The sequence below is a fragment of the Stutzerimonas stutzeri genome, assembly GCF_019090095.1.
Taxonomy (GTDB): Bacteria; Pseudomonadota; Gammaproteobacteria; order Pseudomonadales; family Pseudomonadaceae; genus Stutzerimonas; species Stutzerimonas stutzeri_AN.
Genome location: NZ_JAGQFP010000001.1, coordinates 1118466 through 1144291, shown reverse-complemented (window position 1 = coordinate 1144291; position 25826 = coordinate 1118466). Strand labels below are relative to the sequence as shown.

Annotated in this window: 21 protein-coding genes and 1 tRNA gene; 16 read left to right on the top strand and 6 right to left on the bottom strand. The window is 62.7% G+C overall.

What is annotated here, in order from left to right; genetic code table 11:
* Positions 1 to 47: 47 nt before the first annotated feature.
* On the bottom strand, positions 48 to 2318 hold the full coding sequence (gene gspD / locus KVO92_RS04870; protein ID WP_217474513.1) for a type II secretion system secretin GspD: 2271 nt from the start codon (positions 2316 to 2318) through the stop codon (positions 48 to 50).
* Positions 2319 to 2321: 3 nt separating this feature from the next.
* Complete coding sequence (locus KVO92_RS04865) at positions 2322 to 2993, bottom strand: type II secretion system protein N (protein WP_217474512.1); 672 nt, start codon at positions 2991 to 2993, stop codon at positions 2322 to 2324.
* A 319-nt stretch (positions 2994 to 3312) separates the two neighbouring features.
* Here KVO92_RS04865 and KVO92_RS04860 point away from each other — a divergent pair.
* From KVO92_RS04860 to KVO92_RS04845, 4 genes are all read left to right on the top strand, one after another.
* Positions 3313 to 3389 (top strand) — tRNA-Asp (locus KVO92_RS04860).
* 317 nt (positions 3390 to 3706) lie between these two features.
* Positions 3707 to 5146: a cytochrome ubiquinol oxidase subunit I gene (locus KVO92_RS04855; protein ID WP_217474511.1), complete on the top strand. Its 1440-nt coding sequence runs from the start codon at positions 3707 to 3709 to the stop codon at positions 5144 to 5146.
* Positions 5147 to 5148: 2 nt separating this feature from the next.
* Entirely contained in the window at positions 5149 to 6156 is a 1008-nt protein-coding gene (gene cydB / locus KVO92_RS04850) for a cytochrome d ubiquinol oxidase subunit II (protein ID WP_217474510.1), read from the top strand.
* 24 nt (positions 6157 to 6180) lie between these two features.
* A complete protein-coding gene (locus tag KVO92_RS04845; protein WP_217474509.1) occupies positions 6181 to 6339 on the top strand; it encodes a DUF2474 domain-containing protein in 159 nt (52 codons plus the stop codon).
* 364 nt (positions 6340 to 6703) lie between these two features.
* Here the strand turns inward: KVO92_RS04845 and KVO92_RS04840 are convergent, their stop codons facing one another.
* Positions 6704 to 7741, bottom strand: coding sequence for an AraC family transcriptional regulator (locus tag KVO92_RS04840; protein WP_217474508.1), 1038 nt, complete (start codon positions 7739 to 7741; stop codon positions 6704 to 6706).
* Entirely contained in the window at positions 7738 to 8745 is a 1008-nt protein-coding gene (locus tag KVO92_RS04835; RefSeq protein ID WP_217474507.1) for a carbon-nitrogen hydrolase, read from the bottom strand. The genes KVO92_RS04840 and KVO92_RS04835 overlap by 4 nt, the downstream gene beginning before the upstream one ends.
* A 219-nt stretch (positions 8746 to 8964) precedes the next feature.
* Between KVO92_RS04835 and KVO92_RS04830 the strand changes: the two genes are divergently transcribed.
* The 5 genes from KVO92_RS04830 (at position 8965) to KVO92_RS04810 (ending at position 15208) form a co-directional block, all read left to right on the top strand.
* The gene (locus KVO92_RS04830) at positions 8965 to 10995 is read left to right on the top strand and encodes an NADPH-dependent 2,4-dienoyl-CoA reductase (RefSeq protein WP_217474506.1); all 2031 of its coding nucleotides are present in this window, start codon (positions 8965 to 8967) and stop codon (positions 10993 to 10995) included.
* A 159-nt stretch (positions 10996 to 11154) separates the two neighbouring features.
* Positions 11155 to 11586, top strand: coding sequence for a nuclear transport factor 2 family protein (locus KVO92_RS04825; RefSeq protein WP_217474505.1), 432 nt, complete (start codon positions 11155 to 11157; stop codon positions 11584 to 11586).
* 173 nt (positions 11587 to 11759) lie between these two features.
* Positions 11760 to 13121 (top strand): chromosome partitioning protein ParA, encoded by a 1362-nt coding sequence (locus KVO92_RS04820; protein ID WP_217474504.1) that lies wholly within the window; start codon positions 11760 to 11762, stop codon positions 13119 to 13121.
* Positions 13122 to 13126: 5 nt separating this feature from the next.
* The gene (locus tag KVO92_RS04815; protein WP_254621283.1) at positions 13127 to 14080 is read left to right on the top strand and encodes a 1-aminocyclopropane-1-carboxylate deaminase/D-cysteine desulfhydrase; all 954 of its coding nucleotides are present in this window, start codon (positions 13127 to 13129) and stop codon (positions 14078 to 14080) included.
* Positions 14081 to 14101: 21 nt separating this feature from the next.
* Positions 14102 to 15208 (top strand): cyclic nucleotide-binding domain-containing protein, encoded by a 1107-nt coding sequence (locus tag KVO92_RS04810; protein ID WP_217474502.1) that lies wholly within the window; start codon positions 14102 to 14104, stop codon positions 15206 to 15208.
* A gap of 18 nt (positions 15209 to 15226) precedes the next feature.
* Here KVO92_RS04810 and chrA read toward each other — a convergent pair whose 3' ends face one another.
* Together chrA and KVO92_RS04800 are read right to left on the bottom strand one after the other, a co-directional pair.
* Positions 15227 to 16447, bottom strand: a complete 1221-nt coding sequence (gene chrA / locus KVO92_RS04805) for a chromate efflux transporter (RefSeq protein WP_217474501.1) — start codon at positions 16445 to 16447, stop codon at positions 15227 to 15229.
* Positions 16448 to 16538: 91 nt separating this feature from the next.
* A complete protein-coding gene (locus tag KVO92_RS04800) occupies positions 16539 to 17468 on the bottom strand; it encodes a DUF1853 family protein (protein ID WP_217474500.1) in 930 nt (309 codons plus the stop codon).
* Positions 17469 to 17671: 203 nt separating this feature from the next.
* On the opposite strand from KVO92_RS04800, the gene KVO92_RS04795 reads away from it, so the two are divergent.
* The 7 genes from KVO92_RS04795 to KVO92_RS04765 all read left to right on the top strand — a co-directional run bounded on the left by KVO92_RS04795 (position 17672) and on the right by KVO92_RS04765 (position 25826).
* A complete protein-coding gene (locus tag KVO92_RS04795) occupies positions 17672 to 18559 on the top strand; it encodes an NAD(+) kinase (RefSeq protein WP_217474499.1) in 888 nt (295 codons plus the stop codon).
* On the top strand, positions 18559 to 19518 hold the full coding sequence (locus tag KVO92_RS04790) for a metallophosphoesterase (protein WP_217474498.1): 960 nt from the start codon (positions 18559 to 18561) through the stop codon (positions 19516 to 19518). The genes KVO92_RS04795 and KVO92_RS04790 overlap by 1 nt, the downstream gene beginning before the upstream one ends.
* A complete protein-coding gene (locus KVO92_RS04785; protein WP_217474497.1) occupies positions 19519 to 20397 on the top strand; it encodes a rhomboid family intramembrane serine protease in 879 nt (292 codons plus the stop codon).
* Positions 20398 to 20464: 67 nt separating this feature from the next.
* The gene (locus KVO92_RS04780) at positions 20465 to 20740 is read left to right on the top strand and encodes a YeaC family protein (RefSeq protein ID WP_217474496.1); all 276 of its coding nucleotides are present in this window, start codon (positions 20465 to 20467) and stop codon (positions 20738 to 20740) included.
* A complete protein-coding gene (locus KVO92_RS04775) occupies positions 20740 to 21573 on the top strand; it encodes a DUF2797 domain-containing protein (RefSeq protein WP_217474495.1) in 834 nt (277 codons plus the stop codon). The genes KVO92_RS04780 and KVO92_RS04775 overlap by 1 nt, the downstream gene beginning before the upstream one ends.
* A 222-nt stretch (positions 21574 to 21795) precedes the next feature.
* Positions 21796 to 24453, top strand: coding sequence for an aminopeptidase N (gene pepN, locus KVO92_RS04770; protein WP_217474494.1), 2658 nt, complete (start codon positions 21796 to 21798; stop codon positions 24451 to 24453).
* Positions 24454 to 24731: 278 nt separating this feature from the next.
* Positions 24732 to 25826, top strand: coding sequence for a YCF48-related protein (locus tag KVO92_RS04765; protein ID WP_217474493.1), 1095 nt, complete (start codon positions 24732 to 24734; stop codon positions 25824 to 25826).

The following is a 25826-nucleotide window of genomic DNA, read 5'->3' as shown; positions in this document are numbered from 1 at the left end:
CGAGGCCAGCGGCGGAATTGTCGTTCGGCCGCCGGCAAGCGGTCTCGTCAGTCGCGACCGCTTTCAAATTTGACGACGAACCCGTCCAGGCGCTGTTCGTCGGAGAGCTGGTCGCGAAGCTGGCTGGCTTCCTGGCGCTCGCGCACCGGGCCGACGAACACACGGTGGGTGCGGCCTGTGGTTCTCAGGTAGGCATCGAATCCTTCGGCCTGCAATTTCTGTTGCAGTGCGGTGGCGCTTTCACGGTTCTGAAAGCTGCCTAGCTGGACGGCCCATCCTGACAGTAGCGAAGGCTGCGCTTGAGGCGGCCGTTGCGGCGTGAACGCCGCTGGCGCTCGTTGCGTGGCGGGTGCCTTGGGTATTGCCTGTCGTTGAGCTGGCTCATTGGAGCGCAAATCAATAGCCGGTGCCGGCTGGCCCTGTCCATCGAACAGCCGCTCCGGTGTGGCGGGGAGGATGCTCGGGCTATCCGACCCGGTTTCGATGACCCGGATATCGCTGTACTTCTTGCCCGAAAGCGCCGCCAGACCGGCACGGTCGCGAATCACGGTCGGTCGCAGAAAGACCATCAGGTTGCGCTTGACGTGCGTCTCCTGCGTGGAGCGGAACAGCGCGCCGAGCAGCGGGATATCGCCAAGCAACGGGACTTTGGAGTTGGTCTGGGTCACGTCATCCTGGATCAGGCCACCCAGGACGATGACCTGGCCGTCTTCGGCGAGGATGGTGCTCTTGATGGAGCGCTTGTTCGTCACCAGGTCGACTGCCTGTGCCGACAGGCTGGCAGACGGCGCGATCGACGAGATTTCTTGCTCGATTTCCAGGCGCAGCGTGGCGCCATCGTTGATGTGCGGCACGACCTTGAGCGTGACCCCGATATCCTGTCGCTCGATGGTGGTGAAGGGGTTGTTGGCGCCGGACGAGTCGGTGGTGTAGCTACCGGTCTGGAACGGGACGTTCTGGCCCACCAGAATTTCCGCTTCTTGGTTGTCCAGGGTGAGCAGGCTCGGTGTCGACAGCAGGTTGCTCTTGCTGTTGGCGGAGAGCGCCGTGATCAAGGCACCGAAGCTGCGGGTACCGACGCCGATGATGGCGCCGTCGGGCAGTTCACTAGGAATCTCGTCGTCACGGATCGCATTGAGCACGCTCCCCACCGAAATTCCCGTGTTGCCGAAGCTAACGCCGCCGGCCCCACCGGTGCCGCCCCGTGCGTCCACCGCCCACTGGACGCCGAGCGCATCGGTGATGTCGCCCGAAACCTCGACGATCGCAGCCTCGACCATCACTTGCGCGCGTGGAACATCCAGTTGGCGAACAATCGATTCGAGGGTGCTGATCAGCTCGGGTTCGGCGAGCATGACCAGCGCGTTGAGGCTCTCGTCGGCACGGATCAGGATGTTCTGTTGCCGCCCGCTCTGCACCTCGCCTTCCGCAGGCGCTGCAAGCTGCTCGGAGATATCGCCGAGGGTTTCGGCCAGCGACTTGGCATCGTTATGGCGTAGCCGGATGACCCGTGTATTGGCCGAGCGAGTGCCGGGGGTATCGAGCGTGTTGGCGAGGCTGGCAAGCTTCTGTCGAGCCTGCTCAGGGCCGGTAAAGATCAGTCGATTGGTGCGCGAGTCGGCGATGATCTGGGTGCCCGCGGTATCTTTGGCCTCCCCACGCGAGAGGGTGTTTCGCAGCACTTCGGCGATATCCACCGCCCAGCCATACTTGAGGTCCACCACACTGTAATCGCCGGTCTGGGCTCGATCCAGTTGACGCACCAGATCTTCGATGCGGGCGATGTTGGCGCTGCGATCGCTGATGATCAGGGCGTTGGCGGAGCCGACCGCGGCAAGATGGCCATATTGTGGGACCAGTGGCCTGATCAGCGGGATCAGCTCGGTGGCGGAGGTGTGCTGGACCTGGATGACGCGGGTTTCCAGCTGGTCGCCACCGGTTGGGCCTCCACCGGCCTCCGATTTGGCCTCGGCGTTGGGCAGGATACGCGCCACGTCGCCTTGGGTAAGCACGCTATAACCGTGGGTGGCCATGACCGACAGGAACAGCTGATAAACCTCGGAGAGCGACAGCGTAGTCGACGACACCACGCTCACCTGTCCCTTGACCCGTGGGTCGACGATGAAGGTCTGGCCGGTCAGCTGGCTGATCTGATCGATGAACGCGCGGATGTCGGCGTCCTTGAGATTGATCGTCCAGCCATCCTGCTGGGTTTCACTTGGCTCGATACCGGGGTCGGCCGCGATCGAGGGCAGCGGAGCGGCGAGCAGGCCTGCAGCGAGCAAGGCGATGAGCGGGCGTGAGGGAAAAAGCGGCATCGGTCAATTGTCTTCCGTGGGTTGTTCATCGGAGGGCAGGGCGTCGGGCGAATTATTGACTCCTTCCATCTGCTGGCGGAGCGCTTCCATTTGTTGTTGAAGCATCTCGGCCTGCGGGTCCGGCTGGTCCGTGGCCGCCGGTTCACTGTAGTCCGGCAGTGAATCGGGTATGGCGGTGGCGCTGCGAGTGCTTGGGAAATACAGGCTTTCGACACGCCCGTTGCGTGATATCTCGACGCGGTCAGGGTGGACGCTGTACAGCCGCACGCCAGGCTCAAGTTCCTGCTCGATCCCGTAGAGTTGGGGCGGCTGGCCGCTCATCTGGATGATGGCGCTAGACCGCGCCGGGTCGGCATGAACGAAGCTGCCAAGCAAGGTCAGGTCGGTGTTCGCCGTATTCGGGGCGTAGACCGGGTCGTTGGTGGTGGATGTGCCGAACAGGCGCTCCATTCGCTGCAGGTCTGGCGCGACGCCGGCAGGCTGGTCGGCTTCCACGGTATCTGCCGTGGGCGCCTGGGTGAGTTGCAGCCACGCTCTGATCTGGCCTGCCAGATAGAGGCCGAAGAGCACCACGATGAGTACGCTGACGATCAGAGGCGCGCGCTGATGGATATTTTGCAGTGCTGCGGGGGAAGCCAAGCTAGGCACTCCGTGAAGCCGAATGATGACGGGCATATTGCAAGGTCGTGACAGCGCGTTACCGATGACTGCGAGCGGCAGGGCGCGCTGGCAGCTTAGACCGGACCATGCAAAGAAGCACGTGAGTATGCCAGTCCAACTGACTGTTTTGCCGGCTAAAGGTGCCCGATAGCCGGTTATTCCCAGCGGTGATTGCAAGTGGCCGTCATTTTTGAAGAAAAAACGTAGCGCGCTGTTGACTTGGTTTCGGCGGATGCGTAAATTGCGCGCCTCGCAGGGCGATCAGCCGGTTGCTACTTCGGTAGAAGCTGCTTGAATCCAGGCCTTGCGAATCGGGCGAAAGTCCGGCCGACGCGCAGCGGTAGTTCAGTCGGTTAGAATACCGGCCTGTCACGCCGGGGGTCGCGGGTTCGAGTCCCGTCCGCTGCGCCATATCTGCTCCAAGCCAACTGAACGGCTGGAGCCTCGCTAAAAGCGGCCTTCGGGCCGCTTTTTTCGTTTCAGCGGCCGTCCAGGGCGACTGTTCAGGCCCACGTGCCGGCGGCTCGCTCGATCGCAACCGTCCCCGTCTGAACCCCCAAATACGCGGTATCCAGCCGCTGTCATTGACCGTTGTCAATCCTGCGCCTTGTTCCACTGTGACGTCTGGTCACGCCTATTGGAACGCACCCTTGGGCATTACCGATGTCATTATGCGAGATGACATGAACGGGCCAGGGGCAAGCGGCCAACTGACGAGGGGTTTGTAAATGTTCGGTTTGGAAGCGCTCGAGCTTGCGCGGATTCAGTTCGCGTTCACCATCTCCTTCCATATTATCTTTCCCGCAATCACCATCGGCCTGGCCAGTTTCCTGGCGGTCCTGGAAGGGTTGTGGCTGAAGACCAAGCGTCAGGTCTATCGCGATCTCTACCATTTCTGGCTGAAAATCTTTGCCGTCAATTTCGGTATGGGCGTGGTGTCGGGAATCGTCATGGCCTACCAGTTCGGCACCAACTGGAGTGCCTACTCCGAGTTCGCGGGTGGCGTGACGGGCCCCTTGCTCGCATATGAGGTTCTGACCGCGTTCTTCCTCGAGGCTGGGTTCCTCGGGGTGATGTTGTTCGGCTGGAACCGTGTCGGTGCCGGGCTGCACTTCTTCTCCACGCTGATGGTTGCGGTCGGCACGCTGATCTCGACGTTCTGGATCCTCGCCTCGAACAGCTGGATGCACACGCCGCAGGGGCACGAAATCATCGATGGCATCGTGGTGCCGGTCGATTGGCTCGCAATCATCTTCAACCCTTCCTTTCCCTACCGTCTGACGCACATGGCAATCGCTGCGTTCCTGGCGACGGCCTTCATGGTGGGGGCTTCCGCAGCCTGGCACCTGTTGCGTGGCAATGACAATCCGGCGATACGCAAGATGTTCTCCATGGCGATGTGGATGGCGCTGATCGTGGCGCCGATCCAGGCGGTGGTAGGGGATTTCCACGGCCTGAACACGCTGGAGCATCAACCGGCCAAGATTGCCGCGATGGAGGGGCACTGGGACAACTCATCGGGTGAACCGACCCCGCTGCTGATCTTCGGCTGGCCGGACATGGAGCGCGAAGAAACGCGCTACAAGCTCGAGATTCCCTATCTGGGCAGCCTGATTCTCAAGCACAGCCTTTCCGAACAGATTCCGGCACTCAAGGACTTCCCTCGTGAAGACCGGCCCAATTCGACCATCGTGTTCTGGACGTTCAGGATCATGGTCGCGCTGGGTGTGCTGATGATCGTCACCGGTGTCTGGAGCCTCTGGCTGCGACGGGACGGCAGGATGTTCCATACCAGACCCTTCCTGCGGCTGGCCTTGTGCATGGGCCCTTCGGGTGTTCTTGCCATCCTGGCAGGGTGGATCACCACCGAAGTGGGTCGCCAGCCCTGGGTGGTCTATGGCGTCATGCGCACCGCCGATGCGGTCTCGAACCATGGTGCCGATCAGCTGGGCTTGACCCTTGCGATGTTCGTAGTGATCTATTTCGCCGTGTTCGGCATCGGCCTGCTCTATGTGCTGCGGTTGATCGCCAAGGGACCGATCCTCAATGAAGGGGACGAAAAAGGGGCCGGCGGACCGGGCGAGAAACGTACGCCGATGCGGCCATTGTCGGCGGCCGACGAGGCGATCCCCCACGATCATGGCGACCAACTGGGCGAGAGGAATTGAATATGGGTGTCGATCTTTCGCTGATCTGGGCCATCATCATCATCTTCGGGATCATGATGTACGTCGTGATGGACGGCTTCGATCTGGGTATTGGAATTCTGTTTCCGTTCCTCAACGACAGCTCCGAGCGCGATGTGGCCATGAATACCGTCGCGCCTATCTGGGATGGTAACGAAACCTGGTTGGTGCTTGGCGGGGCCGGGCTTTTCGCCGCGTTTCCGCTGGCCTACTCGGTGATTCTCTCGGCGCTCTATCTGCCGATCATCTTTATGTTGATGGGGCTGATCTTCCGCGGTGTCGCCTTCGAGTTTCGCTTCAAGGCCAGCCCCGCGCGCCAGCACATCTGGGACAAGGCATTCGTGGGTGGCTCGTTGGCCGCGACCTTCTTTCAAGGGGTCGCGCTGGGCGCGTTCATTCACGGTTTTCCGGTGGAAGGCCGCGCCTATGCCGGTGGGGCGCTGGACTGGCTCAGTCCTTTTTCGGTCTTTTGTGGCCTGGCCCTGATCGTCGCTTATGCCTTGCTTGGTTGCACCTGGCTGATCATGAAGACCGCCGGCGAGCTGCAGCAACGCATGCATGACATCGGTATTCCGTTGGTGTGGGCGGTGTTGGCGGTCACCGGCGTCGTGAGCATCTGGACACCTCTGACCCATCCGGATATCGCCGAGCGCTGGTTCAGCATGCCGAACCTGATCCTGTTCATGCCGGTGCCTATCCTGGTGTTGCTGTGCACCTTCGGCCTGCTGCGGTCGATTGCCCGATACGCACACTATTCACCCTTCCTGTTCACCCTGGCGTTGATTTTCCTGGGTTACAGCGGCCTGGGTATCAGCCTCTGGCCGAACATCATTCCTCCCTCGGTCAGCATCTGGGAAGCGGCGGCGCCGCCGCAGAGCCAGGGCTTTACCCTGGTCGGGGCGTTGCTGATCATCCCGCTGATCCTCATGTATACCGCCTGGAGCTACTACGTATTCCGCGGCAAGGTCAGCGCCGAGGACGGCTATCACTGACGTAGCCTCACCAGGGAGCCCTTTATGCAGCACAAGCACGAAACTGGTGCATCAGAACCCAAGCCGCTCTGGAAGCGGATGACCTGGCTCGTGGTGATCTGGTCGGGCAGCGTCCTCGCGCTTGGCATAGTGGCCTGGCTGCTTCGGCAGTTCATGACCGCGGCTGGCCTGGTAACGCCCTGATCCGTTGGGTGCGACCTGGCCCTCTGCGGCGATTGGGCGCGTTGTGGTGGTCCCAGGCTTGGGTTATTCAGTCAAGCAATGGTTGCGTGACTGGGTTCATGTCTCTGACATGTTCCCGCGGTACGTTGCGTGGCATGAACATTGTTAGCACTGATGCAGGCTGACGAGCCGGTCGAGCAGGTTCTGTCGACACCGTTCGTTTCGCGCACTGCAGACTCAGCAAGAGGACCCTTGCTATGGACGAATATCAAGACGAAATTCTCGAATGGCATGCGGCGGAGCAGGACGGCCCTGAGCCCGCCGAGGACGCCTTCGAACTCTAGACCTTGGCGGCAGCTTCGTTGGGCTTGGTCGGTTTGGCCGGTCATTCGGTTCGGCGCTGTGCCCGCCGGTAATCGCCGGGTGTCTGCCCGCTCCAGCGTTTGAAGGCGCGTTGAAAGGCCTCCGGCGAAGCAAAGCCCAGCAGCCAGGCGATCTCACCGAAGGCGGACTCGGTGTCACGGATATAAGCCATCGCCAGGTCGCGTCGGGTGTCGTTGAGAATCCCGCGGTAGCTTGTGCCTTCTTCTTCCAGCTTGCGACGAAGCGTCCAGGGCGGCAGCTGCAGCCGGCTGGCGATCTGTTGCAAGCTCGGTTCCTGGCCTTTGAGCATCGGCCCCAGCAGTTGCGTGACGCGCTCGCGCAGGCTGCGGGTTCGAGTACGCTGCTCCAGCTCCGCCTCGCAGAGCTCGAGCAGGTGGCGCCAGGTGCCCGGGCAGTGCTCGGGGTTGCGTAGCGCAAGGCTGGTCTTGTCCAGGCGCAGCTGGTTATGTGCAGCGGCAAACTCCACGGGCTTGCCGAACAGCGCTTCGTAGCGCTCGACATAGGCCGGTTGAGGGAATTCGACCTGCACCGCCGAAGCCGTCAGCGGGCGTGCCGCCACCGTGCTGAGTTGAGTGATCCAGCTGGCCAATACCGTGTCGACGACGAACTGGTTGTAGCCGTTGTATGGGCTGATCGAATAGAAGCGTAACCAGGCGCCTTCGGCATCCTCATGGAAGCTGGAGGCGCCGCGGTAATTGGAGGCATACAGCGGTTCGTAGCGGATCAGCGCGCGCGCCGCTTCGCGAACGGTCGGTGCCTGCGTAGCCGTGACGCCGACCAGGCCAAGATGACCGGGTTTGCGCAGCCGTCCCATCTCGAGACCCAGCCCGGGATTTCCGGTCAGTTGAATGGCCGCGTGACCAAGCCGCATATAGCGTGGGATCGACAGGCGCGCACGTGGTTCGCTGAGCCGCGCCGAATCCAGTCCGTAGGCCTCGAGCAGGGGCTGAGGATCGATCTGTCGCTCCTGCAGCGCGCTGCTCAGACTGTGTACGAAGCCAACCGAGAGATCACCCAGGCGCACCCGCTGCCGATTCATGGCCGCTCCGGTAACCAGAGGTTGGTCAATTGCATGGGTTGGCTGCGGTGTTGCCGTGCGGGGCGATGGGGCGAGCCAACCAGGCTCCAGGGCAGACCGAAGGTATGCACCTCTGCGCGCGGCAGGGTTGTCTGCGGCATGGCTTCGACCGCGCAGGCAGTGGCCGGGTCATCGCGTGCGCCTGTCAGCGCAAGCAGTTCGGCGTCGGGAGGCGGCGTGCGGGTGTACGCATCGCAGCCTATCAGCACGGCGAGCCGGCCGGCGGGTGTCGCCAAAGTGGCAGGAGAGGCATCGCCTGGCTTGCTGTAACGGCGTTCGTAGCGGCTCAACGCGACCTTGTATTGCAATGGGCCTATGGGCTGGCCATCGGCCGCGAAGCTCAGACTGACCTGCCGAAGCGGCCCCCTGCCTGTCCGCAGGCGGCCGTCTTCGAGACGCGGCTCGGGCAGTACGATGGACCCGGCGACGAGCGTGACGCCATAGCGTTTCGCCAGACCACCGAAGATGCGCTGATAGTCCTCGGCCATCTGCTGCCCTTTGATCTTCAGTACGGCCTCGGTGCGGCGGTCCTTGCCCTCATGTCCCACCAGCGCCCGCAAATAGTCCCAGGGGTTGCTCAGCGCCATCCATTGCATGGCGTCGCGCAGCGTGCGCGCCTGCTGGACTTCAGGCTTTTCGCCAAGGGCAAACAAACCGGTGCCGACATGCTCGGGCAAGACCACCACGGTGCGTGGCCCCAGCAAGCCTGCAGCCTGCGCCTGGTCCAGGTATGTGGAGAACTTCAGTTGCAGGCGCTCCCTGCTCTGATAGTCGGCTGGCATCAGGCGGGTTTGCACCGCGAGCAGGTTGCCGGCGGCTGCGGGGTGTCCCTGGCTTTCGATGGGCAGCGTGCGTAAGTCGGACAGCAGCGGGCCGCTGCGCCGGTCCCCCGTCCAGTCCAGATAGATGATGAGCGAGGCCAGGGCGAGCGCCGCCAGCCCGATCAGTTTGCTGTAGGTGCGCATGAAGATGGCTGCTGGAGATTCGTGTGGAAAGACTAGGCATACGCGCGATGAATGCCAAGCGCTTTTGCGCGCCAGGATCAGGTAGTTGTAATTTTCGATCATTGAGCCGGTCGCAGCGGCTGTTTATCTTCGCTGCACAGCGACCACCGTCCCACGAGGCGTGGCGATTCTACCGTTGGCTACAGGGTGCCGCCTGTGCCGTCTGATCGAGGAATGAACATGACCGCTTTTCCGCACCTGCTGGCTCCGTTGGACCTGGGCTTCACCACGTTGCGCAATCGCACGCTGATGGGCTCGATGCACACTGGCCTTGAAGAGATGCCCAACGGCTTCGAGCGGATGGCGGCGTTTTTCGCCGAGCGTGCCCGGGGCGGCGTCGGCCTGATCGTGACCGGCGGGGTAGGCCCCAACGAGGAGGGTTGCGTGCGTGCGGGGGCGGCCAAACTGTCGACCCCCGAAGAAGCCGAAGAACACAAGATCGTCACCCAGGCCGTTCATGAGGCCGGGGGCAAGATCTGCATGCAGATCCTGCATGCCGGGCGTTATGCCTACAGCCCTCAACTGATCGCGCCGAGCGCCATCCAGGCCCCGATCAACCCGTTCACGCCGCGCGAGCTGGACGAGGAAGGCATCGAAAAGCAAATCCGTGATTTCGCGGCCTGCGCGAGCCTGGCGCAGCAGGCCAACTATGACGGCGTCGAGATCATGGGTTCGGAAGGCTACTTCATCAACCAGTTCCTGGTGGCGCACACCAATCAGCGTACCGACCGTTGGGGCGGCAGCTACGAAAATCGCATGCGCCTGCCCGTCGAGATCGTGCGCCGCGTGCGCGAAGCGGTCGGTCCCGATTTCATCATCATCTATCGGTTGTCGATGCTGGACCTGATCGAGGGCGGCAGCACCTGGGACGAAGTGGTGATGCTGGCCAAGGCCATCGAACAGGCCGGTGCCACCCTGATCAACACCGGCATCGGCTGGCACGAGGCGCGCATTCCGACCATCGCCACCAAGGTGCCCCGCGCGGCCTTCACCAAGGTCACCGCCAAGCTGCGTGGTCAGGTCGGCATTCCGCTGGTGACCACGAACCGCATCAACACCCCCGAAGTAGCCGAGCAGGTATTGGCCGAGGGCGACGCCGATATGGTTTCGATGGCGCGGCCGTTCCTGGCCGATCCTGACTTCGTCAACAAGGCGGCGGCTGACCGCAGCGATACCATCAATACCTGCATCGGCTGCAACCAGGCCTGCCTGGACCACACGTTCAGCGGCAAGCTCACGACCTGTCTGGTCAACCCGCGCGCCTGCTACGAAACCGAGCTCAATTACATCCCGACCGCAACGGTGAAGAAGGTCGCGGTCGTCGGTGCGGGTCCGGCCGGGCTGTCTGCGGCCACGGTTGCAGCGGAGCGAGGCCATCAGGTCACGCTGTTCGATTCCGCTGGCGAGATTGGCGGCCAGTTCAATGTCGCCAAGCGGGTGCCCGGCAAGGAAGAGTTCTACGAAACCCTGCGCTATTTCGGCAGCAAACTCGCGAGCACTGGCGTCGACGTGCGGCTCAATACCCGTGTCACTGCCAAGGACCTGTTGGCTGGCGGCTACGATGAAATCATTCTGGCAACCGGCATCGTGCCGCGAACGCCGGACATTCCTGGCATCGACCATCCCATGGTGATCAGCTATCTCGATGCGATCCTGCAGCGCAAGCCGGTCGGCCAGCGTGTCGCGGTGATCGGCGCCGGCGGTATCGGCTTCGACGTGTCGGAGTTCATCACGCATCAGGGCGAGTCGACCAGCCTCGACCGCGAGGCCTTCTGGAAGGAATGGGGCATCGATCTCGGGCTCGAGGCGCGTGGCGGCATCGCCGGCATCCAGCCGGCACCGCACGCGCCGGCACGCCAGGTGTATCTGCTGCAGCGCAAGAAGAGCAAGGTTGGCAACGGGTTGGGCAAGACCACCGGCTGGATTCACCGCACCGGGCTGAAGAACAAGCGGGTGCAGATGATCAGCGCGGTGGACTATCTGAAGGTGGATGATCAGGGCCTGCATATCCGCGTTGCCGAGGGCGAGCCGCAGGTGTTGCCGGTCGATACGGTGATCGTCTGCGCCGGTCAGTATCCGCTACGTGAGCTGCAGGCCGAGCTCGAGACGGCGGGTGCCCGGGTGCACCTGATCGGCGGTGCCGATGTCGCCGCGGAGCTGGATGCCAAGCGCGCCATCAACCAGGGCTCTCGCCTCGCTGCCGAGTTGTGAGTGGCAGGCGAGCCGGGCCTTATTGACGGTCCGGGTCGAGTCGTTGCGGCTGGCTTGCTTCGATGCGCTCCGACGGACGCGTAGCGAGTCAGGCCCAATGCCCTTCCTCACACCATTCGCTTGAACCGTCTTTCCGAAACATCCCGCTAGGAGTCGCGCATGAACGTCGATTGCTCGTTACAGCAGCCTGCTGCCGCCACCCTGCAACGCTGGCATCGGATGATCCAGTCCCGAGACCTCAGCCAGTTGCCGGAGCTGCTGCAGCCACACGCCGTCTTCCGCTCGCCGATGGCCTTCAAGCCCTATGAGGGCGCCATGGCCGTCAATCTCATCCTCAACACCGTGCTGACGGTATTCGAGGACTTCGCCTACCACCGCCAGCTTGCCAGCGCCGATGGGCTGAACGTGGTGCTGGAGTTCAGCGCACGGGTTGGCGATCGCCAGCTCAAGGGGATCGACATGATTCGCTTCGATGAGGCCGGCTCGATCGTCGACTTCGAAGTCATGGTACGGCCTATGAGCGGGCTGCAAGCGCTCGGAGGGGAAATGGGCAGACGTCTGGCGCCTCAGCTCGCCGCGCTGAAGGTCTGACCGCCTCTGGCGCCGCTGCTCGGACGCGCGAGCAGGGCGCCGATTTCGCTGCCAACCCAGTCACAACGCCCGCTGCGATTTTTCCCCTAAACTGTGCCCGCAACACGTAGCAACGCCGGAGAGGGCGTTCCTGGAACTAGTCGCGGGTCGTTCAGGCCGCTGAGGGTGAAAGCATGCAGATCAAACCGCAGACGGTCGAGGCCGTGCTGTTCTTCAATGACGGCGGTGTCTGCAAAGAAATGCTCTATCCCGAATTCGAGGCCGTGCTTGACGGCTTGGTGAGCATGCCCGAGTTCGCCGATCAGCAAATGCGCGTCGCGTACGTCCTGATCAATACCCGCCTGCAGATTCGGGCGGCGGTGTTCTTCTTTCTCGACTTCGATGAAGACGGTTCAGCGGACAGCGGTTGGAACATCCCGCTGCGCAACCTGGCCGAGCGTACCGGGCGTGGTCCCGACCTGGGAGCGGGGCCAATTCGTCTGGCCTGCCGCAGCCAGTGCCCGGTGTCCTGGTACCAGATGCACCTCTGGGATCCGGAGATGACCCAAGGTAATAACCACCTGGTCATGCTGCGGGATCGCATCAAGCGCAACCAGCTTGGTTTGCTCGTCGAGGAGGACACGCCCCAGGCAGTGCCGGCCGAGCGTTTGCACATGGTGGCCGAAGATGCCTGGTATGCCGCCGACACAGCCTCGCAAACCAGTGCTCGTCGGGCGGAAAAGCTGGAGCAGGAACAGCGGCTGAAGGCCGCCCAACTGATCAAACAGCAAAGGCTGCGCATATCCAGCCTCGAACAGCAGCGTGAAGCGGACATAAAACGGCTGCGCGAGCTGGCAGCACAGCAACAGACCAAGCTGCTGGAGGAGATCGCCCAGCTGCGCCAGGATCTGCTGCAACAAGAGGCGCTGGTCGAGCAACTACGCGCGCAATTGCACGAGCAGGCCGAAGGGTTCCAGAAAAATCGCGAAGAGCTGAGTCGCCAGCTGCGGGCACTGGAGCACAATGGTCGCGCCGAGGTGGACGCCGCGCGCGCGGAGTTCGATGACGAATTGCGCCGGCAAATCGCAGCGGCGGTAGCCGAATACAAGGAGCAGGTGTCGATTCGTGATGTCGAGTTGGCCTATCGCAACGAACTGGATAGCCAACTGCAGGACGAGATCGAGCAATTGCAGGCACGCTGCGAGGCCCTGTCCGAGCAGAGCGGCGAGCATGTACTCGAGCGGCTTTCCGCGCTGGGTGTGGCGTTCATGGCGTATCACCCCGGCGCGGGGCACCTGACCATTCCGCTGGCGGACATTGCCCGTTATCGACAGAACCCGCTCGCCTATGCGGCGACCAAATGCGCTGTTTCCGAACAGCAGTACCAGCAGTGGGTCGAGCATTATCAGCAGCCAACCTGCATCGCTACGCTATCGACTGGCGAGCGATGCAACATGCCGCTGGACAAGGTAGAGGCGCCTGCACGCTTTATCGTCGGCGAGTCCAATTGCTGCGCACGGCATCGTTCGCAGGAGCGGCTGCGTACAGGGAGCTGAGGCGCTTGCCTGAGTTTGCAGAGCTGGTATCCGCGTTGCGCCCGGCGCCGCTTCATCCGATCGAGCTCCCCTGGCTGCACCAGGCAGGTGTACAGCTTGCTGTGCTGCGCCTGGACCTGGTCGACCCCGAGTTGTCCGGAAACAAGTGGTTCAAACTCGCCCTGCACGTGCGCGAAGCCCAGGCGCGCAGAGCGCCAGGACTGATCAGTCTCGGCGGCCCGCATTCGAATCACCTTCACGCGTTGGCGGCTGCCGCGCGGCGCTTCGGGCTGGCGAGTGTCGGCCTGCTGCGCGGCCATCCACAGCGAACCGAGACGGTGGACGATTTGCAGGCTTGGGGCATGCAGCTTCACTGGCTCGGTTACGGTGGCTACCGGGAGCGATACCGACCGGATTTCTTCGAGCATTGGCGCGAGTGCTATCCAGGCTACTACTGCATTCCTGAAGGCGGCGGCGGCCTGGCGGGTGCCATGGGATGCGCGCCGCTGGTCTCACAGGTGCGCAGCCAACTCGACACGCTTGGCTGGGACGACCACGACGGCTGGTGGCTGGCAGCGGGGACGGGTACCACCCTGGCTGGCTTGGTCATTGGCGAAGCGGACCAGGGTGGGCGTCGGGTATTCGGTGCGCTGGCCGGACCGTCTTCCCACGGCGTCGCCGAGCAGGTGGACAGTTTGCTGACCGAAGCCGAGGTCGCCAGCGGCAACTACCAACTGGTCGATGCGAGCCGGGATGGCTTTGGCCGTTTCGACAGCGCTCTGGCTCGTTTCATGTTCGATACCGAGCGTGCAACCAGTATGCCGCTGGAGCCGGTCTATACCGCGAAAGCGATGATGGCATTGCGCCTTCATGTCGAGCGCGGTTATGTTGCCGCCGGCACGCGGCTCATCTTCGTGCATACCGGTGGATTACAAGGCCGGCGGGCTGCTCAAAAGCAGCTGGACGAGCTGCTGCGCTGACCCTTGTATTGGAAAAACCGGATGACCAAGCCGCTGTTCCCCGATCAGTTGCGTAGCCTGATCCCCCTCAATTCGCTGTCGCCGCGGCAACTGCGTTCCCTTCGTGAGCAACTGGTTCCGCGGCCGCTGCTGGCCGGCGATTTGCTGTTCGACAGTGAAGTCGCGACCGGATCCAGCTATTTTCTGCTCGCCGGTGCGTTGTCGATGCGCAGCGCCGACGGTGATCTGCAGCAGCTGGTCGCCGGTTCCCCCGAGAGCTGTCACGCGTTTGGCACAGGCGGTCGCTTGTCGCAAGTCCGGGCGCTGACCGACTCCAGCGTGCTGATGATCGACAGTGCCCAGCTCAATCGCCTGTTGGCGTGGCATCAGGCTCATGCCGATCTCCTGCTGGTGTTGTCGAGCTCCGGCGAGTTGAGCGACTGGCTGGAAGAGCTGCTGGAAAATCCACTGTTCGCCAGGGTGCCGTCGGAAAACGTGCGGGACATGCTGGCCAAGCTCGAGCCGATCGAATTGCCTGCCGGTCACGTATTGCTGCGTGAAGGGGACCCCGGTGACTGCTGCTATTTCGTTCAGCGAGGCGGCGTGCAGGTCATGGTCGGCCTGGGTAGCGATCGACAAATGGTGGCCGAGCTGGGCGTCGGTGCCTGTTTCGGTGAAGAGGCCTTGCTTACCGACCGTCCGCGCAACGCCACCGTCACGCTGCTCGAGGACACCTGTGTACTGCGTCTGGCACGACAAGACTTCATCGACCTGTTGAAAGCCCCTGTGGTCGCGGAGTTGGACTTCGAACAGGCGAGCGAGCTGAACGCCGGGGGTGCTCAGTGGCTCGACGTGCGCTTGCTGGAGGAGTATCAGCGCGGGCATGCGCTGCAAGCGCTGAACATGCCGCTGCACCTGCTCCGCCTGAAATCGCGGTTGCTGGATCGTGATCGGGTTTACCTGTGCTACTGCGATAGCGGCAAGCGCAGCGCCAATGCGGTATTCATACTGACGCAGCTGGGGTTCACCGCCTGTTCTCTGCGCCATGGTGTCGATGGGTTATCGGCGCAGGATTACGCCGCCTTGCTCTGCGAGCAAGGCAATGGCTACCTGGCACGCTCGGGTGGCCGTACCGAGCGCAGTGGCTGACGTCTCCTGGCGCGACTGTCAGATGGGCGTCGTGAGCGCCCAGCCTGCCGCGCCGCCGGCCAGTACGACCAGCCAGGGTGGACATTTCCAGACTGTCAGCGCGACCAGCGCGATCAAGGCCAGCGCGAAATCGATCGGGCCGGATATGGCACTGGTCCACACCGGGTCGTACATCGCCGCCAGCAGCAGGCCAACTACCGCAGCGTTCACCCCCGCCAGTGCTGCCTGCATGCGCACGTTCGTTCGTAGCCGATCCCAGAAGGGCATGACGCCGAACACCAGCAAGAAAGACGGAGTGAACACCGATACGAGGCAGACGGCTGCACTCAGCAACCGGGCGCTTCCGTCATACATCGACCCACCGAGGAATGCGGAAAAGGTGAACAGCGGACCGGGTACGGCTTGGGCGGCACCGTAGCCGGCAAGGAAGGTGTCATTGCTGACCCAACCGTTCGGTACGACCTCCGCCTGGAGCAACGGCAGCACGACATGGCCACCGCCGAACACCAGCGCCCCGGCGCGGTAGAACGTATCGATCAGCGCCAGCCAATGATTGGTCGAGGCCGCGGCCAAGGTCGGCAACACGATCAGCAGGGTGACGAACAGGCTCAGAAACAGGATGGCGATCGAGCGGCGGCGGGTCGCTAGGAAGGGGACTGGCGCTGTTTTGACGGAAGGGCGGAACACCAGCAGTCCGACTGCACCCGCCAGGGCGATAACGCCGAGTTGCACCCACGGACCGGAGAGGAGCAACAAGGTGCACGCGGCAAGCAGGGCAATCGACTTGCGTATGCCGTCGGTACACAGGTTCTGCGCCATGCCCCATACCGCCTGCGCCACGACCGCAACCGCAACGATTTTCAGGCCATGCAGGAATCCGGCCGGTACAGCGTCGCCCCAGCGGGCAATACCCAACGCGAACAACGTCAGCGCGATCGCCGAGGGCAATGTGAAGCCGGCCCAGGCGCATAGCGAACCGCGGTAGCCACCGCGCAGCAGGCCAACGGCTATCCCGACCTGGCTGCTGGCCGGGCCGGGCAGGAACTGGCAGAGCGCGACCAGATCGGCGTAGTGGGCTTCGTCCAGCCAGCGGCGGCGATGAACGAACTCGTCACGGAAGTAACCGAGGTGGGCCACTGGCCCGCCGAAGGAGGTCAAACCCAGGCGCAAGAACACCAGGAAGAGGGTCCATGCGCTGACAGGTCGTTGAGGATCCGATTCGACTGCTGGAGAGGGCATTGACGGGTCGCTTGGGTTATTCGACTGGGCGCTGCTCACGCGACAGTGTGTAGCGGTTGGATGACAGTTTGGCGAACAGGCCGTGATGATCTCACGCAGGCCAGGCATCGGGCACGACGAATAAGCGCTCGCACTCGACCCAGCGGCCATGGTGACCGCGCTCGAGCCGGGCCAGGAGTCTCGCCTGTCCGGTACCTGCTTCGTCTATCCAGCGCACCACGTCTTGCTCAGGCCAGCGTTGGCTATCGTCCAGTTGCGCCGGTGCCAGCCAGGCGTGTCTGTGGAGCGGGTGCCAATGCGCGGCGCCATGCACTTTAGTGGCGCCCAGCCACTCGCCATACCGCAGCCAGTGCCCGCCGAGGTGCAGCGGGTTTGCACCGGCCGGCAGCTCGCAGCCCTTCGGCCATGGTTGAAACAGGTAGCCGCCAAGCCACAGGGCACTGTCGATTTCCAGACAGGTCAGCTCACAGAGCACTGCCTTCGCCGGCGCGCTGGTCGGCAGATGCAGCTGGTGTTCGCAGAGACGCTGCAATTTGATGTCCAGCCGGTCATGGCTGCCAGGCCCGAGCCAGCAGTCGTGCTGCCGGCAATCCCCGGTCTCGAGGCCCAGATAGAATTTCACCGCCAGCTCGATGTGATGCACACCGTCGGCGTCGTGCAGGATCAGATCCAGCTCCCCGAGCGTGCTGCCCTCGCGACGGATCGCCAGGTTGGCGGCCACGAGCTCGACGTCCGGCGCTTGGCCTAGCGCGAATTGCCAGAGCCGCTCGTAATACAAACCCAACCGGCGGGTGCTGTAGTGCGCCAGCCAGGCTTGGAGAACGCTGGGCTGGCTGTCATGCCAGAGCAGCCAGTCGGCCAGTTCGTCGGGACGAGATAGCCAGCGGCTGGCCGCCAAGGGATGCCGTTGCGGCGCAGGCGCATCGCTCAACAGGGGCGGCGAGAGCAACACCCAGGCGAGATCCCGCACCTGGGGGTGCTGCAGTCGGGGCATCAATTCGGCAAGGCTAGGCAGATTCATGCCACAAGCATAGCCGGGATGGTTTGCTGCCACTTCCGGCTTTCCTCCATAATTCCCGCGCCGCATCGCAACGGGGCTCAGTCTGGAGCCGGCGTTGAACTCAGACGCGCCCGCGCGACACCAATTTAGTGCCTGTTACGCTTCGGCGGCCCTTGAACCAGCCGCACGCCGTTCGTTTCCAGCCACGTTATCAGGGAGCTTCAATGGATCAGTTCCGCAATATCGGCATCATTGGTCGCCTGGGAAGCTCTCAGGTGCTGGATACCATCCGCCGACTGAAGCGATTTCTCGTGGCGCGTCACCTTCACGTGATCCTCGAAGAGAACATCGCCGAGGTACTGCCCGGCCATGGCATGCAGACGTCGTCGCGGCAACGGCTGGGTGACTCGTGCGACCTGGTGATCGTGGTCGGCGGCGATGGCAGCATGCTTGGCGCGGCAAGGGCGCTGGCCAAGCATCGTGTGCCGGTGCTCGGGATCAACCGCGGGAGCTTGGGCTTTCTCACCGATATCCGCCCCGATGAGCTGGAGGAGAAAGTTGCCGAAGTGCTCAGCGGGCAGTACACGCTGGAGAATCGCTTCCTGCTCGAGGCGCAGGTGCGTCGCTTCGAGGAATCCATCGGTGCCGGCGATGCGCTCAATGACGTAGTGCTGCACCCGGGCAAATCCACGCGAATGATCGAATTCGAGCTGTATATCGATGGCCAGTTCGTCTGCAGCCAGAAGGCCGACGGCCTGATCATCGCCACGCCCACGGGCTCGACCGCCTATTCGCTTTCGGCCGGTGGACCGATCATGCATCCACGCCTGGATGCCATCGTCGTCGTGCCGATGTACCCGCATACCTTGTCCAGCCGCCCCATCGTGGTGGATGGCAATAGCGAATTGAAGATCGTGGTCTCGCCGAACATGCAGATCTATCCGCAGGTTTCCTGTGACGGCCAGAACCATTTCACCTGTGCGCCGGGCGACACCGTCACGGTGCGCAAGAAGCCGCAGAAGCTGCACCTGATTCATCCGCTTGACCATAACTATTACGAGGTCTGCCGTACCAAGCTTGGCTGGGGCAGTCGCCTCGGTGGAGGCGAATAGTGATCGTCGACCCGGAGCGCAGCTACGACCTCATCGGGGACGTGCACGGCTGCGCCCATACGCTGACGCATTTGCTGGAGCAGCTCGGCTATCGCCGCCATGCCGGCGTGTGGACCCATGCTCGGCGGCAGGTCATCTTTCTCGGCGACATCATCGATCGTGGGCCGCGCATCCGCGAGGCGCTGCATCTGGTGCACGACATGGTCGAGGCGGGGCAGGCCCACTGCATCATGGGTAACCACGAATTCAACGCGCTGGGCTGGTTTACCCCGGCGCCGCCGGAAAGCGGCAAGTCGTTCGTGCGCGATCACACGCCGCGCTACGAGATGCTGCTGCGGCAGACCTTCGAGCAGTTCGAGCACCATGCCGATGACTGGCAGGCGTTTCTCGCCTGGTTCATGGAGCTGCCGCTGTTCCTGGAGAACGAGCGCTTCCGTGTGGTGCATGCTTGCTGGGACAACAATGTCATCGATCGGCTGCGCGAGCGCCTGAGCGAGGGACGGCTCGATGCGGCGTTTCTGCGCGAGGCGGCCTTCGCCGATGCCTTTGCCGCCAAGGCTCTGGATCGCTTGCTGCGTGGCACCGACATGCCGCTGCCCGCCGGGCTGACGCTGACCAGCGCCGAAGGATTCACACGTAACTTCTTCCGGACCAAGTTCTGGGAAGAAAATCCCAGTACCTATGGCGACGTGGTGTTCCAGCCCGACGGGCTGCCCGAGCAGGCGGCACGGCTACCGCTCAGCGAAAGCCAGAAGAGCCGGCTATTCCTGTACGGTCCTGATGATCCACTCTTGTTCGTCGGGCATTACTGGCGCAGCGGAGTACCCGCGCCGATTCGCCACAACCTGGCGTGTCTGGACTACAGCGCGGTGAAATACGGCAAGCTGGTGGCGTATCGACTCGACCGGGAAGTCAGACTCGACCCGGCCAAATTCGTCTGGGTGAACGTGGAGCGTTGAATGGCTGTAGTCGAGGCGTTTCGCCTGCCATTGTCCGAAGACCTGAGTGGCTTCATCGCCTTGCTGCGGCGGCTGCGGGTGCCCTGCAGGGTGTCTGAGGAGGCGGGTGAACAGGTGCTGCGCGTGCCGGCGGAAACCGTCGAGCAGGTCCGCGAGCTCTACCAGCGCTATCCACAAGGCGACGGGATGCTCGAGACCGAGCAGCCGGCGCGACGCGGCGCGGGTTTTGTCGCAAGCCTGCGGCGCAGTCCGTTGACTGCTGCGGTGTTGCTGCTGACCCTCATCGTCGCGGCCATTACGCTGCTCGGCGGACACTTCGAGACCATCCGCTGGTTCAGCTTTACCGACTTCCGTATCGACGGCGACTACGCCTATTTTGCGACGCTCGAACAAAGCGTGAGCGAAGGCCAGTGGTGGCGGTTGATCACGCCGATCTTCGTGCATTTCGGCTTGCTGCACCTGGCCATGAACTCGATGTGGTACTGGGAACTCGGTCGGCGCATCGAGCAACGCCAGGGGGCGTCGATGTTGCTGGGCCTGACGCTGTTGTTCGGCGTGGTCTCGAACGTCTCGCAGTACGCGTTCGGCGGCCCGGGTATCTTCGGCGGCTTGTCCGGCGTGCTTTTCGGTCTGCTGGGCCACTGTTGGCTGTTCCAGAAGCTCGCGCCCAGCGAGGCCTACCGCCTGCCGCCGGGCGTGGTGGTGCTGATGCTGGTCTGGCTGGTCGTCTGTCTGACCGGCATCGTCGAAGTGGTGAGCTTCGGCACGCTGGCCATCGCCAACGCGGCCCATGTCGGTGGGTTGATCGCGGGCTGTCTGACGGGCGTGCTCGGTGGGCTGGCCGCACGTCGCACAGCGCGCAGCAGAGGCAGTCTATAAGCCGATCGGATTTCCCCTAACGCGACGCCGCTCGGTAGAATGCGCGCTCGTTTCCCGGGAGCCGGCCATGTCGTCCTTTATCGAAGCCATCGAAAACATCACCCCCGAAATTTATGAAAGCCTGAAGACCGCCGTCGAGCTGGGCAAGTGGAGCGACGGCCGCAAGCTGACGCCCGAACAGAAGGAAACCTGCCTTGGCGCAATGATCGCCTGGGAAATGAAGTACCTTCCCGAGGAGCAGCGCACTGGCTACATGGGTGGCCAGGAATGCGCCTCCAAGAGCAAGAACCAGGCGCCCATCGACACCAGCCTGTTCGCCCCGGCTTCAGGAACACGGCACTGATGCTTGAACTCGGACGCGGCGCCCTGAGCAAGATGTCGATTCAGCTGGGGCCGCAAGCTCAGTACGCGTTTTGTCTGAATGACCAGCGTGTGCCGGTCAATCCCCTGATCGGCAAATCCCTGCGACTGGAATACCTGGGCGCCATCAATTGCACCCATTGTGGCCGCAAGACCAACAAGAGTTTCAGCCAGGGCTATTGTTACCCCTGCTTCAAGAAGCTGCCGCAGTGCGACGTCTGCATCATGAGCCCGGAAAAATGCCACCACGATTTCGGCACCTGCCGCGATCCCCAGTGGGGCCTGGATTTCTGCATGACCGACCACGTGGTGTATCTGGCCAATTCGTCCGGCATCAAGGTCGGCATCACCCGCGCCACGCAGCTACCGACGCGCTGGCTCGACCAGGGCGCCAGCCAGGCGTTGCCGATCATGCGGGTTGCCACCCGTCAGCAGTCCGGCATGGTCGAAGACCTGCTGCGCAGCCAGGTGGCCGATCGTACCAATTGGCGTGCGCTGCTCAAGGGCGATGCCGAGCCCATCGATCTCATCGAGATTCGCGAGCGGATTTTCGATGCCTGTGCCGATGGCCTGCATGAGCTTCAGAAGCGCTATGGGCTGCAGGCGATCCAGCCGGTGGCCGATGCCGAGGTGCTGGAGATTCGCTATCCGGTCGAGGCCTATCCAACCAAGATCGTCAGCCTGGATCTGGAAAAGACGCCGGTCGTGGAGGGCACCCTGCGCGGCATCAAGGGTCAATACCTGATCCTGGACACCGGGGTGATCAACATTCGCAAGTTCACGGCGTATCAGGTCGCCGCCAGCGCTGCGGCCTAGGGTGGATAACGCTTCGCTTATCCACCGATTGGCCCCGCCCACAGGCTCAAGTTGAGCGGCCTGGACCATCGAGTGGAATAAGGCTGAGCCGTTTCCGCCCTACAAGTCCGTCGCGACAGACGCTAAGCTCGAACTCATCCGCGGCCCGCTGGCCGGGCTGGCATTCATCGTTCAATTCCCTGCTTGAAGCTTGCCGCTTGAAGCTCAGTCGACGAGGTTTCCATGCGCACCGAACAACCGAAAGTCATTCATCTCAAGGATTATCAGGTTCCGGACTACCTGATCGATGAAACTCACCTGACCTTCGAGCTGTACGAGGATCGCACCCTGGTGCATGCGCAGCTGGTGATGCGGCGCAACCCGGAGGCGGGCGCCGGCCTGCCGCGCCTGCAGCTGCACGGGCAGGACCTGGAGCTGATCTCGCTGGCGCTGAACGACCGCCAGCTCGGCCTCGGTGACTATGAAGTTGCGGAAGAGAGCCTGACGCTGCAGCCCGATGCAGCGAACTTCACCCTCGACAGCACGGTCGTCATCCACCCCGAGAGCAACACCGCGCTAGAAGGCCTGTACAAGTCGGGCAGCATGTTCTGCACCCAATGCGAAGCCGAGGGCTTCCGCAAGATCACCTATTACCTCGATCGCCCGGATGTGATGAGCAAGTTCACCACCACGGTCAGCGCCGAGAAACAGGCCTATCCCATCCTGCTATCCAACGGTAACCCCATCGCCAGCGGCGAAGAGGACGATGGCCGCCACTGGGCAACCTGGGAAGACCCGTTCAAGAAGCCCGCCTACCTGTTTGCCCTGGTGGCGGGCGACCTCTGGTGTGTCGAGGACAGCTTCACCACCATGAGCGGGCGCGACGTGGCGCTGCGCATCTATGTCGAGCCGGAAAATATCGACAAATGCCAGCACGCCATGGACAGCCTGAAGAAGTCGATGAAGTGGGACGAAGAGGTCTACGGCCGCGAATACGATCTGGATATCTTCATGATCGTCGCGGTCAACGACTTCAACATGGGCGCCATGGAAAACAAGGGCCTCAACATCTTTAACTCCAGTGCCGTGCTGGCACGTGCCGAAACGGCCACTGACGCGGCGCACCAGCGAGTCGAAGCGATCGTGGCTCACGAATACTTCCATAACTGGTCGGGCAACCGCGTGACCTGTCGCGACTGGTTCCAGCTGTCGCTGAAGGAAGGCTTCACCGTCTTCCGCGACTCGCAGTTCTCCGCCGACATGAACTCGCCAACGGTCAAGCGCGTCGAAGACGTTTCTTACCTGCGCACCCACCAGTTCGCCGAAGATGCCGGCCCCATGGCCCACTCGGTGCGCCCGGAATCCTTCATCGAGATCTCCAACTTCTACACCCTGACCGTCTATGAGAAGGGCGCCGAGGTGGTGCGGATGATCCAGACGCTGCTGGGCGAGGAGGGCTTCCGCAAGGGCAGCGACCTGTATTTCGAGCGGCATGACGGCCAGGCGGTGACGGTCGATGACTTCGTCAAAGCGATGGAAGATGCCAACGGTGCCGATCTGACCCAGTTCAAGCGCTGGTACAGCCAGGCCGGTACACCGCGGCTGGCTGCCAGTGAGCAATATGACGCTGCTGCAAATACCTACAGCCTGACGTTCCGCCAGAGCTGCCCGCCGACACCCGGGCAGAGCGAGAAGCTGGCCTTCGTGATCCCGGTTTCGCTGGGTCTGCTGGACGGGCAGGGCAACGAAATCCCGCTGCGCCTGCAAGGTGAAGAGGCGGCGGTGGGTACGACTCGCGTGCTGGCGGTCGATCAGCCCGAGCAGACGTTCACCTTCGTCGACGTCCCAGAGCAGCCGCTGCCGTCGCTGCTACGCGGATTCTCCGCACCGGTGAAGCTGGACTTCCCGTACAGCCGCGATCAGCTGATGTTCCTGATGCAACACGATTCCGACGGCTTCAACCGCTGGGAAGCGGGCCAGCAACTGTCGGTTCAGGTGCTGCAGGACATGATTGGCCAGCATCAGCGTGGCGAGGCACTGCAGCTCGATCAGCGTCTGGTCGCGGCGCTGCGCAGCCTGCTGGAGGACGACAGCCTGGATCAGGCGATGGTCGCCGAGATGCTGTCTCTTCCCAGCGAGGCCTACCTCACCGAGATCAGCGACGTGGCGGACGTAGACGCCATCCATGCAGCGCGCGACTTCGCTCGGCATGGCATTGCCACCGCCTTGTTCGATCAACTCTGGGCGCGCTATCAGGCCAACCGCGACGTGTCGCGACGGACGCCTTATGTCGCCGAAGCCAGCCATTTTGCCCGCCGCGCGTTGCAGAACATCGCGCTGTCCTACCTGATGCTCAGCGGCAAGCCCGACGTGTTGGCGGCGTGTGTCGAGCAGTTCGATCAGGCCGACAACATGACCGAGCGCCTGACGGCATTGGCCGTGCTGGTCAATTCCGAGTTCGAAGCCGAGCGCAAGCAGGCGCTCGAGGCGTTCGCCGAGCACTTCAAGGACAATCCGCTGGTCATGGATCAGTGGTTCAGCGTCCAGGCCGGCAACACGCAACCGGGAGGCCTGGAGCGGGTCCAGCACCTGATGCAGCATCCGGCGTTCACGTTGAAGAACCCGAACAAGGTCCGTGCCTTGATCGGTGCCTTCGCCAACCAGAACCTGGTCAACTTCCACCGGGCCGATGGCGCCGGCTATCGCTTCCTTGCCGACCAGGTCATCGTGCTGAACAAGCTCAACCCGCAGATCGCTTCGCGCCTGCTGGCGCCGCTGACCCGCTGGCGCAAATACGATGCTGGCCGTCAGGGCCTGATGAAAACCGAACTTGAGCGGATCCTGGCATCCGGCGAGCTCTCCAGCGACGTCTATGAGGTGGTCAGCAAAAGCCTCGCCTGATGGATACGTTCGCCAGACGCGACTGACGCAATACCCCGAAATCCCGCGCGCCGCCGCGGGATTTTGCTTTCCTGCGATGGCTGCATGCGCCGTGGCGACGGCCTGAATAATCGCGCCGAGCCCCCGTGCCATAAGGCTCGCCTATCATGCAATATCAATCAGCCATGCTTAACAAAACATAACGTCCAGGCAATTGCCCGCAGTTTCGAAAGCCCTATAGCATGGCTTCGCCTGTCTCCATGCGCAGGCCCTACCTAATAAGAATAAAGGGGGTATGTATGAGTGAGCCCGTCACGTGGCGCACACCAGTTGGTCGCGCGGAAAAGACGACCCGCACGTCAATGTTCAGCAGTCGATCGCCGCTGGCCAGAACGCTCTCGCTCTGCAGTGTTCTCTCCATTCTGTTTCTTGCAAACGCTCAGGCGCAGGCGCAAAACGCTTCCGAGGCTGGGGTGCGTTATGCGATCGAGTCGCAAAAAGCGGCTTCGACGTTGCTTCTCGATGTCGCCTACGCCGGCGAGCGGCTGGTTGCGGTAGGTGACCGCGGCCACATCCTGTATTCCGACGACGGCGGTGCCAGCTGGGTTCAGGCCAAGGTGCCGACTCGGCAGATGCTCACCGCCGTGTCCTTTGCTGATGAAAAGCACGGTTGGGCGGTTGGCCATGACGCGCTGATCCTCGCCACCAGCGACGGCGGCCAGACCTGGACGCAGCAGTACGAAAACCGTGAAGGCGAAGTGCCGCTGCTCGACGTCTGGTTCGAAAATGCCCAGCACGGCTTTGCAACCGGCGCCTATGGCGTACTGCTGGAAACGACCGATGGCGGCCAGCACTGGGAAGACGTGGCCGATCGGCTCGACAACGAAGACGGCACCCACCTTAACGCCATCGCTGAGATCCCCGGCTCGGGCGTGTTCATCGTCGGAGAAATGGGCGGCATGTTCCGCTCCGCGGACATGGGCGAAACCTGGGAGCGCGTCGAGTCGCCTTATCAGGGGTCGTTCTTCGGTGTCGTTGGCGGTGGAGCGTCCGGCGTCGTCGTGGCGTTTGGTCTGCGTGGCCACCTGTTCCGCTCGACTGATTTCGGTGACAGCTGGCAAGCCATTGAATTGCTCGATGACGGCCACCCGATCGAATCGGGTCTGGCTGACGGCAATTTGCTACCCGATGGCCGCATTGTCGTGGTCGGCCACGGCGGCACGGTGCTCAGCAGCGACGACCAAGGGCAAACCTTCAAGCTGTTCAGCAGGCCTGACCGGCGCTCCTTGTCGGGTGTGGTCGCCAACCCGGACGGCAATCTGGTCCTCGTCGGGCAGAGCGGTGTCAGGGTCGTTTCACCGACAGGCGCCAATCTGCCCGTACAACAACAATAA

Bases quoted from the DNA above. Each gene is read 5' to 3' on its own strand.
- KVO92_RS04765 (WP_217474493.1), top strand. From the start codon at position 24,732: ATGAGTGAGCCCGTCACGTGGCGCACACCAGTTGGTCGCGCGGAAAAG.
- KVO92_RS04825 (WP_217474505.1), top strand. From the start codon at position 11,155: ATGAACGTCGATTGCTCGTTACAGCAGCCTGCTGCCGCCACCCTGCAA.
- KVO92_RS04800 (WP_217474500.1), bottom strand. From the start codon at position 17,468: ATGAATCTGCCTAGCCTTGCCGAATTGATGCCCCGACTGCAGCACCCC.
- KVO92_RS04810 (WP_217474502.1), top strand. From the start codon at position 14,102: ATGACCAAGCCGCTGTTCCCCGATCAGTTGCGTAGCCTGATCCCCCTC.
- KVO92_RS04785 (WP_217474497.1), top strand. From the start codon at position 19,519: ATGGCTGTAGTCGAGGCGTTTCGCCTGCCATTGTCCGAAGACCTGAGT.
- pepN (WP_217474494.1), top strand. From the start codon at position 21,796: ATGCGCACCGAACAACCGAAAGTCATTCATCTCAAGGATTATCAGGTT.
- gspD (WP_217474513.1), bottom strand. From the start codon at position 2,318: ATGCCGCTTTTTCCCTCACGCCCGCTCATCGCCTTGCTCGCTGCAGGC.
- KVO92_RS04795 (WP_217474499.1), top strand. From the start codon at position 17,672: ATGGATCAGTTCCGCAATATCGGCATCATTGGTCGCCTGGGAAGCTCT.
- KVO92_RS04855 (WP_217474511.1), top strand. From the start codon at position 3,707: ATGTTCGGTTTGGAAGCGCTCGAGCTTGCGCGGATTCAGTTCGCGTTC.
- KVO92_RS04830 (WP_217474506.1), top strand. From the start codon at position 8,965: ATGACCGCTTTTCCGCACCTGCTGGCTCCGTTGGACCTGGGCTTCACC.
- KVO92_RS04820 (WP_217474504.1), top strand. From the start codon at position 11,760: ATGCAGATCAAACCGCAGACGGTCGAGGCCGTGCTGTTCTTCAATGAC.
- KVO92_RS04845 (WP_217474509.1), top strand. From the start codon at position 6,181: ATGCAGCACAAGCACGAAACTGGTGCATCAGAACCCAAGCCGCTCTGG.
- KVO92_RS04775 (WP_217474495.1), top strand. From the start codon at position 20,740: ATGCTTGAACTCGGACGCGGCGCCCTGAGCAAGATGTCGATTCAGCTG.
- KVO92_RS04865 (WP_217474512.1), bottom strand. From the start codon at position 2,993: ATGCCCGTCATCATTCGGCTTCACGGAGTGCCTAGCTTGGCTTCCCCC.
- chrA (WP_217474501.1), bottom strand. From the start codon at position 16,447: ATGCCCTCTCCAGCAGTCGAATCGGATCCTCAACGACCTGTCAGCGCA.
- KVO92_RS04835 (WP_217474507.1), bottom strand. From the start codon at position 8,745: ATGCGCACCTACAGCAAACTGATCGGGCTGGCGGCGCTCGCCCTGGCC.
- cydB (WP_217474510.1), top strand. From the start codon at position 5,149: ATGGGTGTCGATCTTTCGCTGATCTGGGCCATCATCATCATCTTCGGG.
- KVO92_RS04780 (WP_217474496.1), top strand. From the start codon at position 20,465: ATGTCGTCCTTTATCGAAGCCATCGAAAACATCACCCCCGAAATTTAT.
- KVO92_RS04840 (WP_217474508.1), bottom strand. From the start codon at position 7,741: ATGAATCGGCAGCGGGTGCGCCTGGGTGATCTCTCGGTTGGCTTCGTA.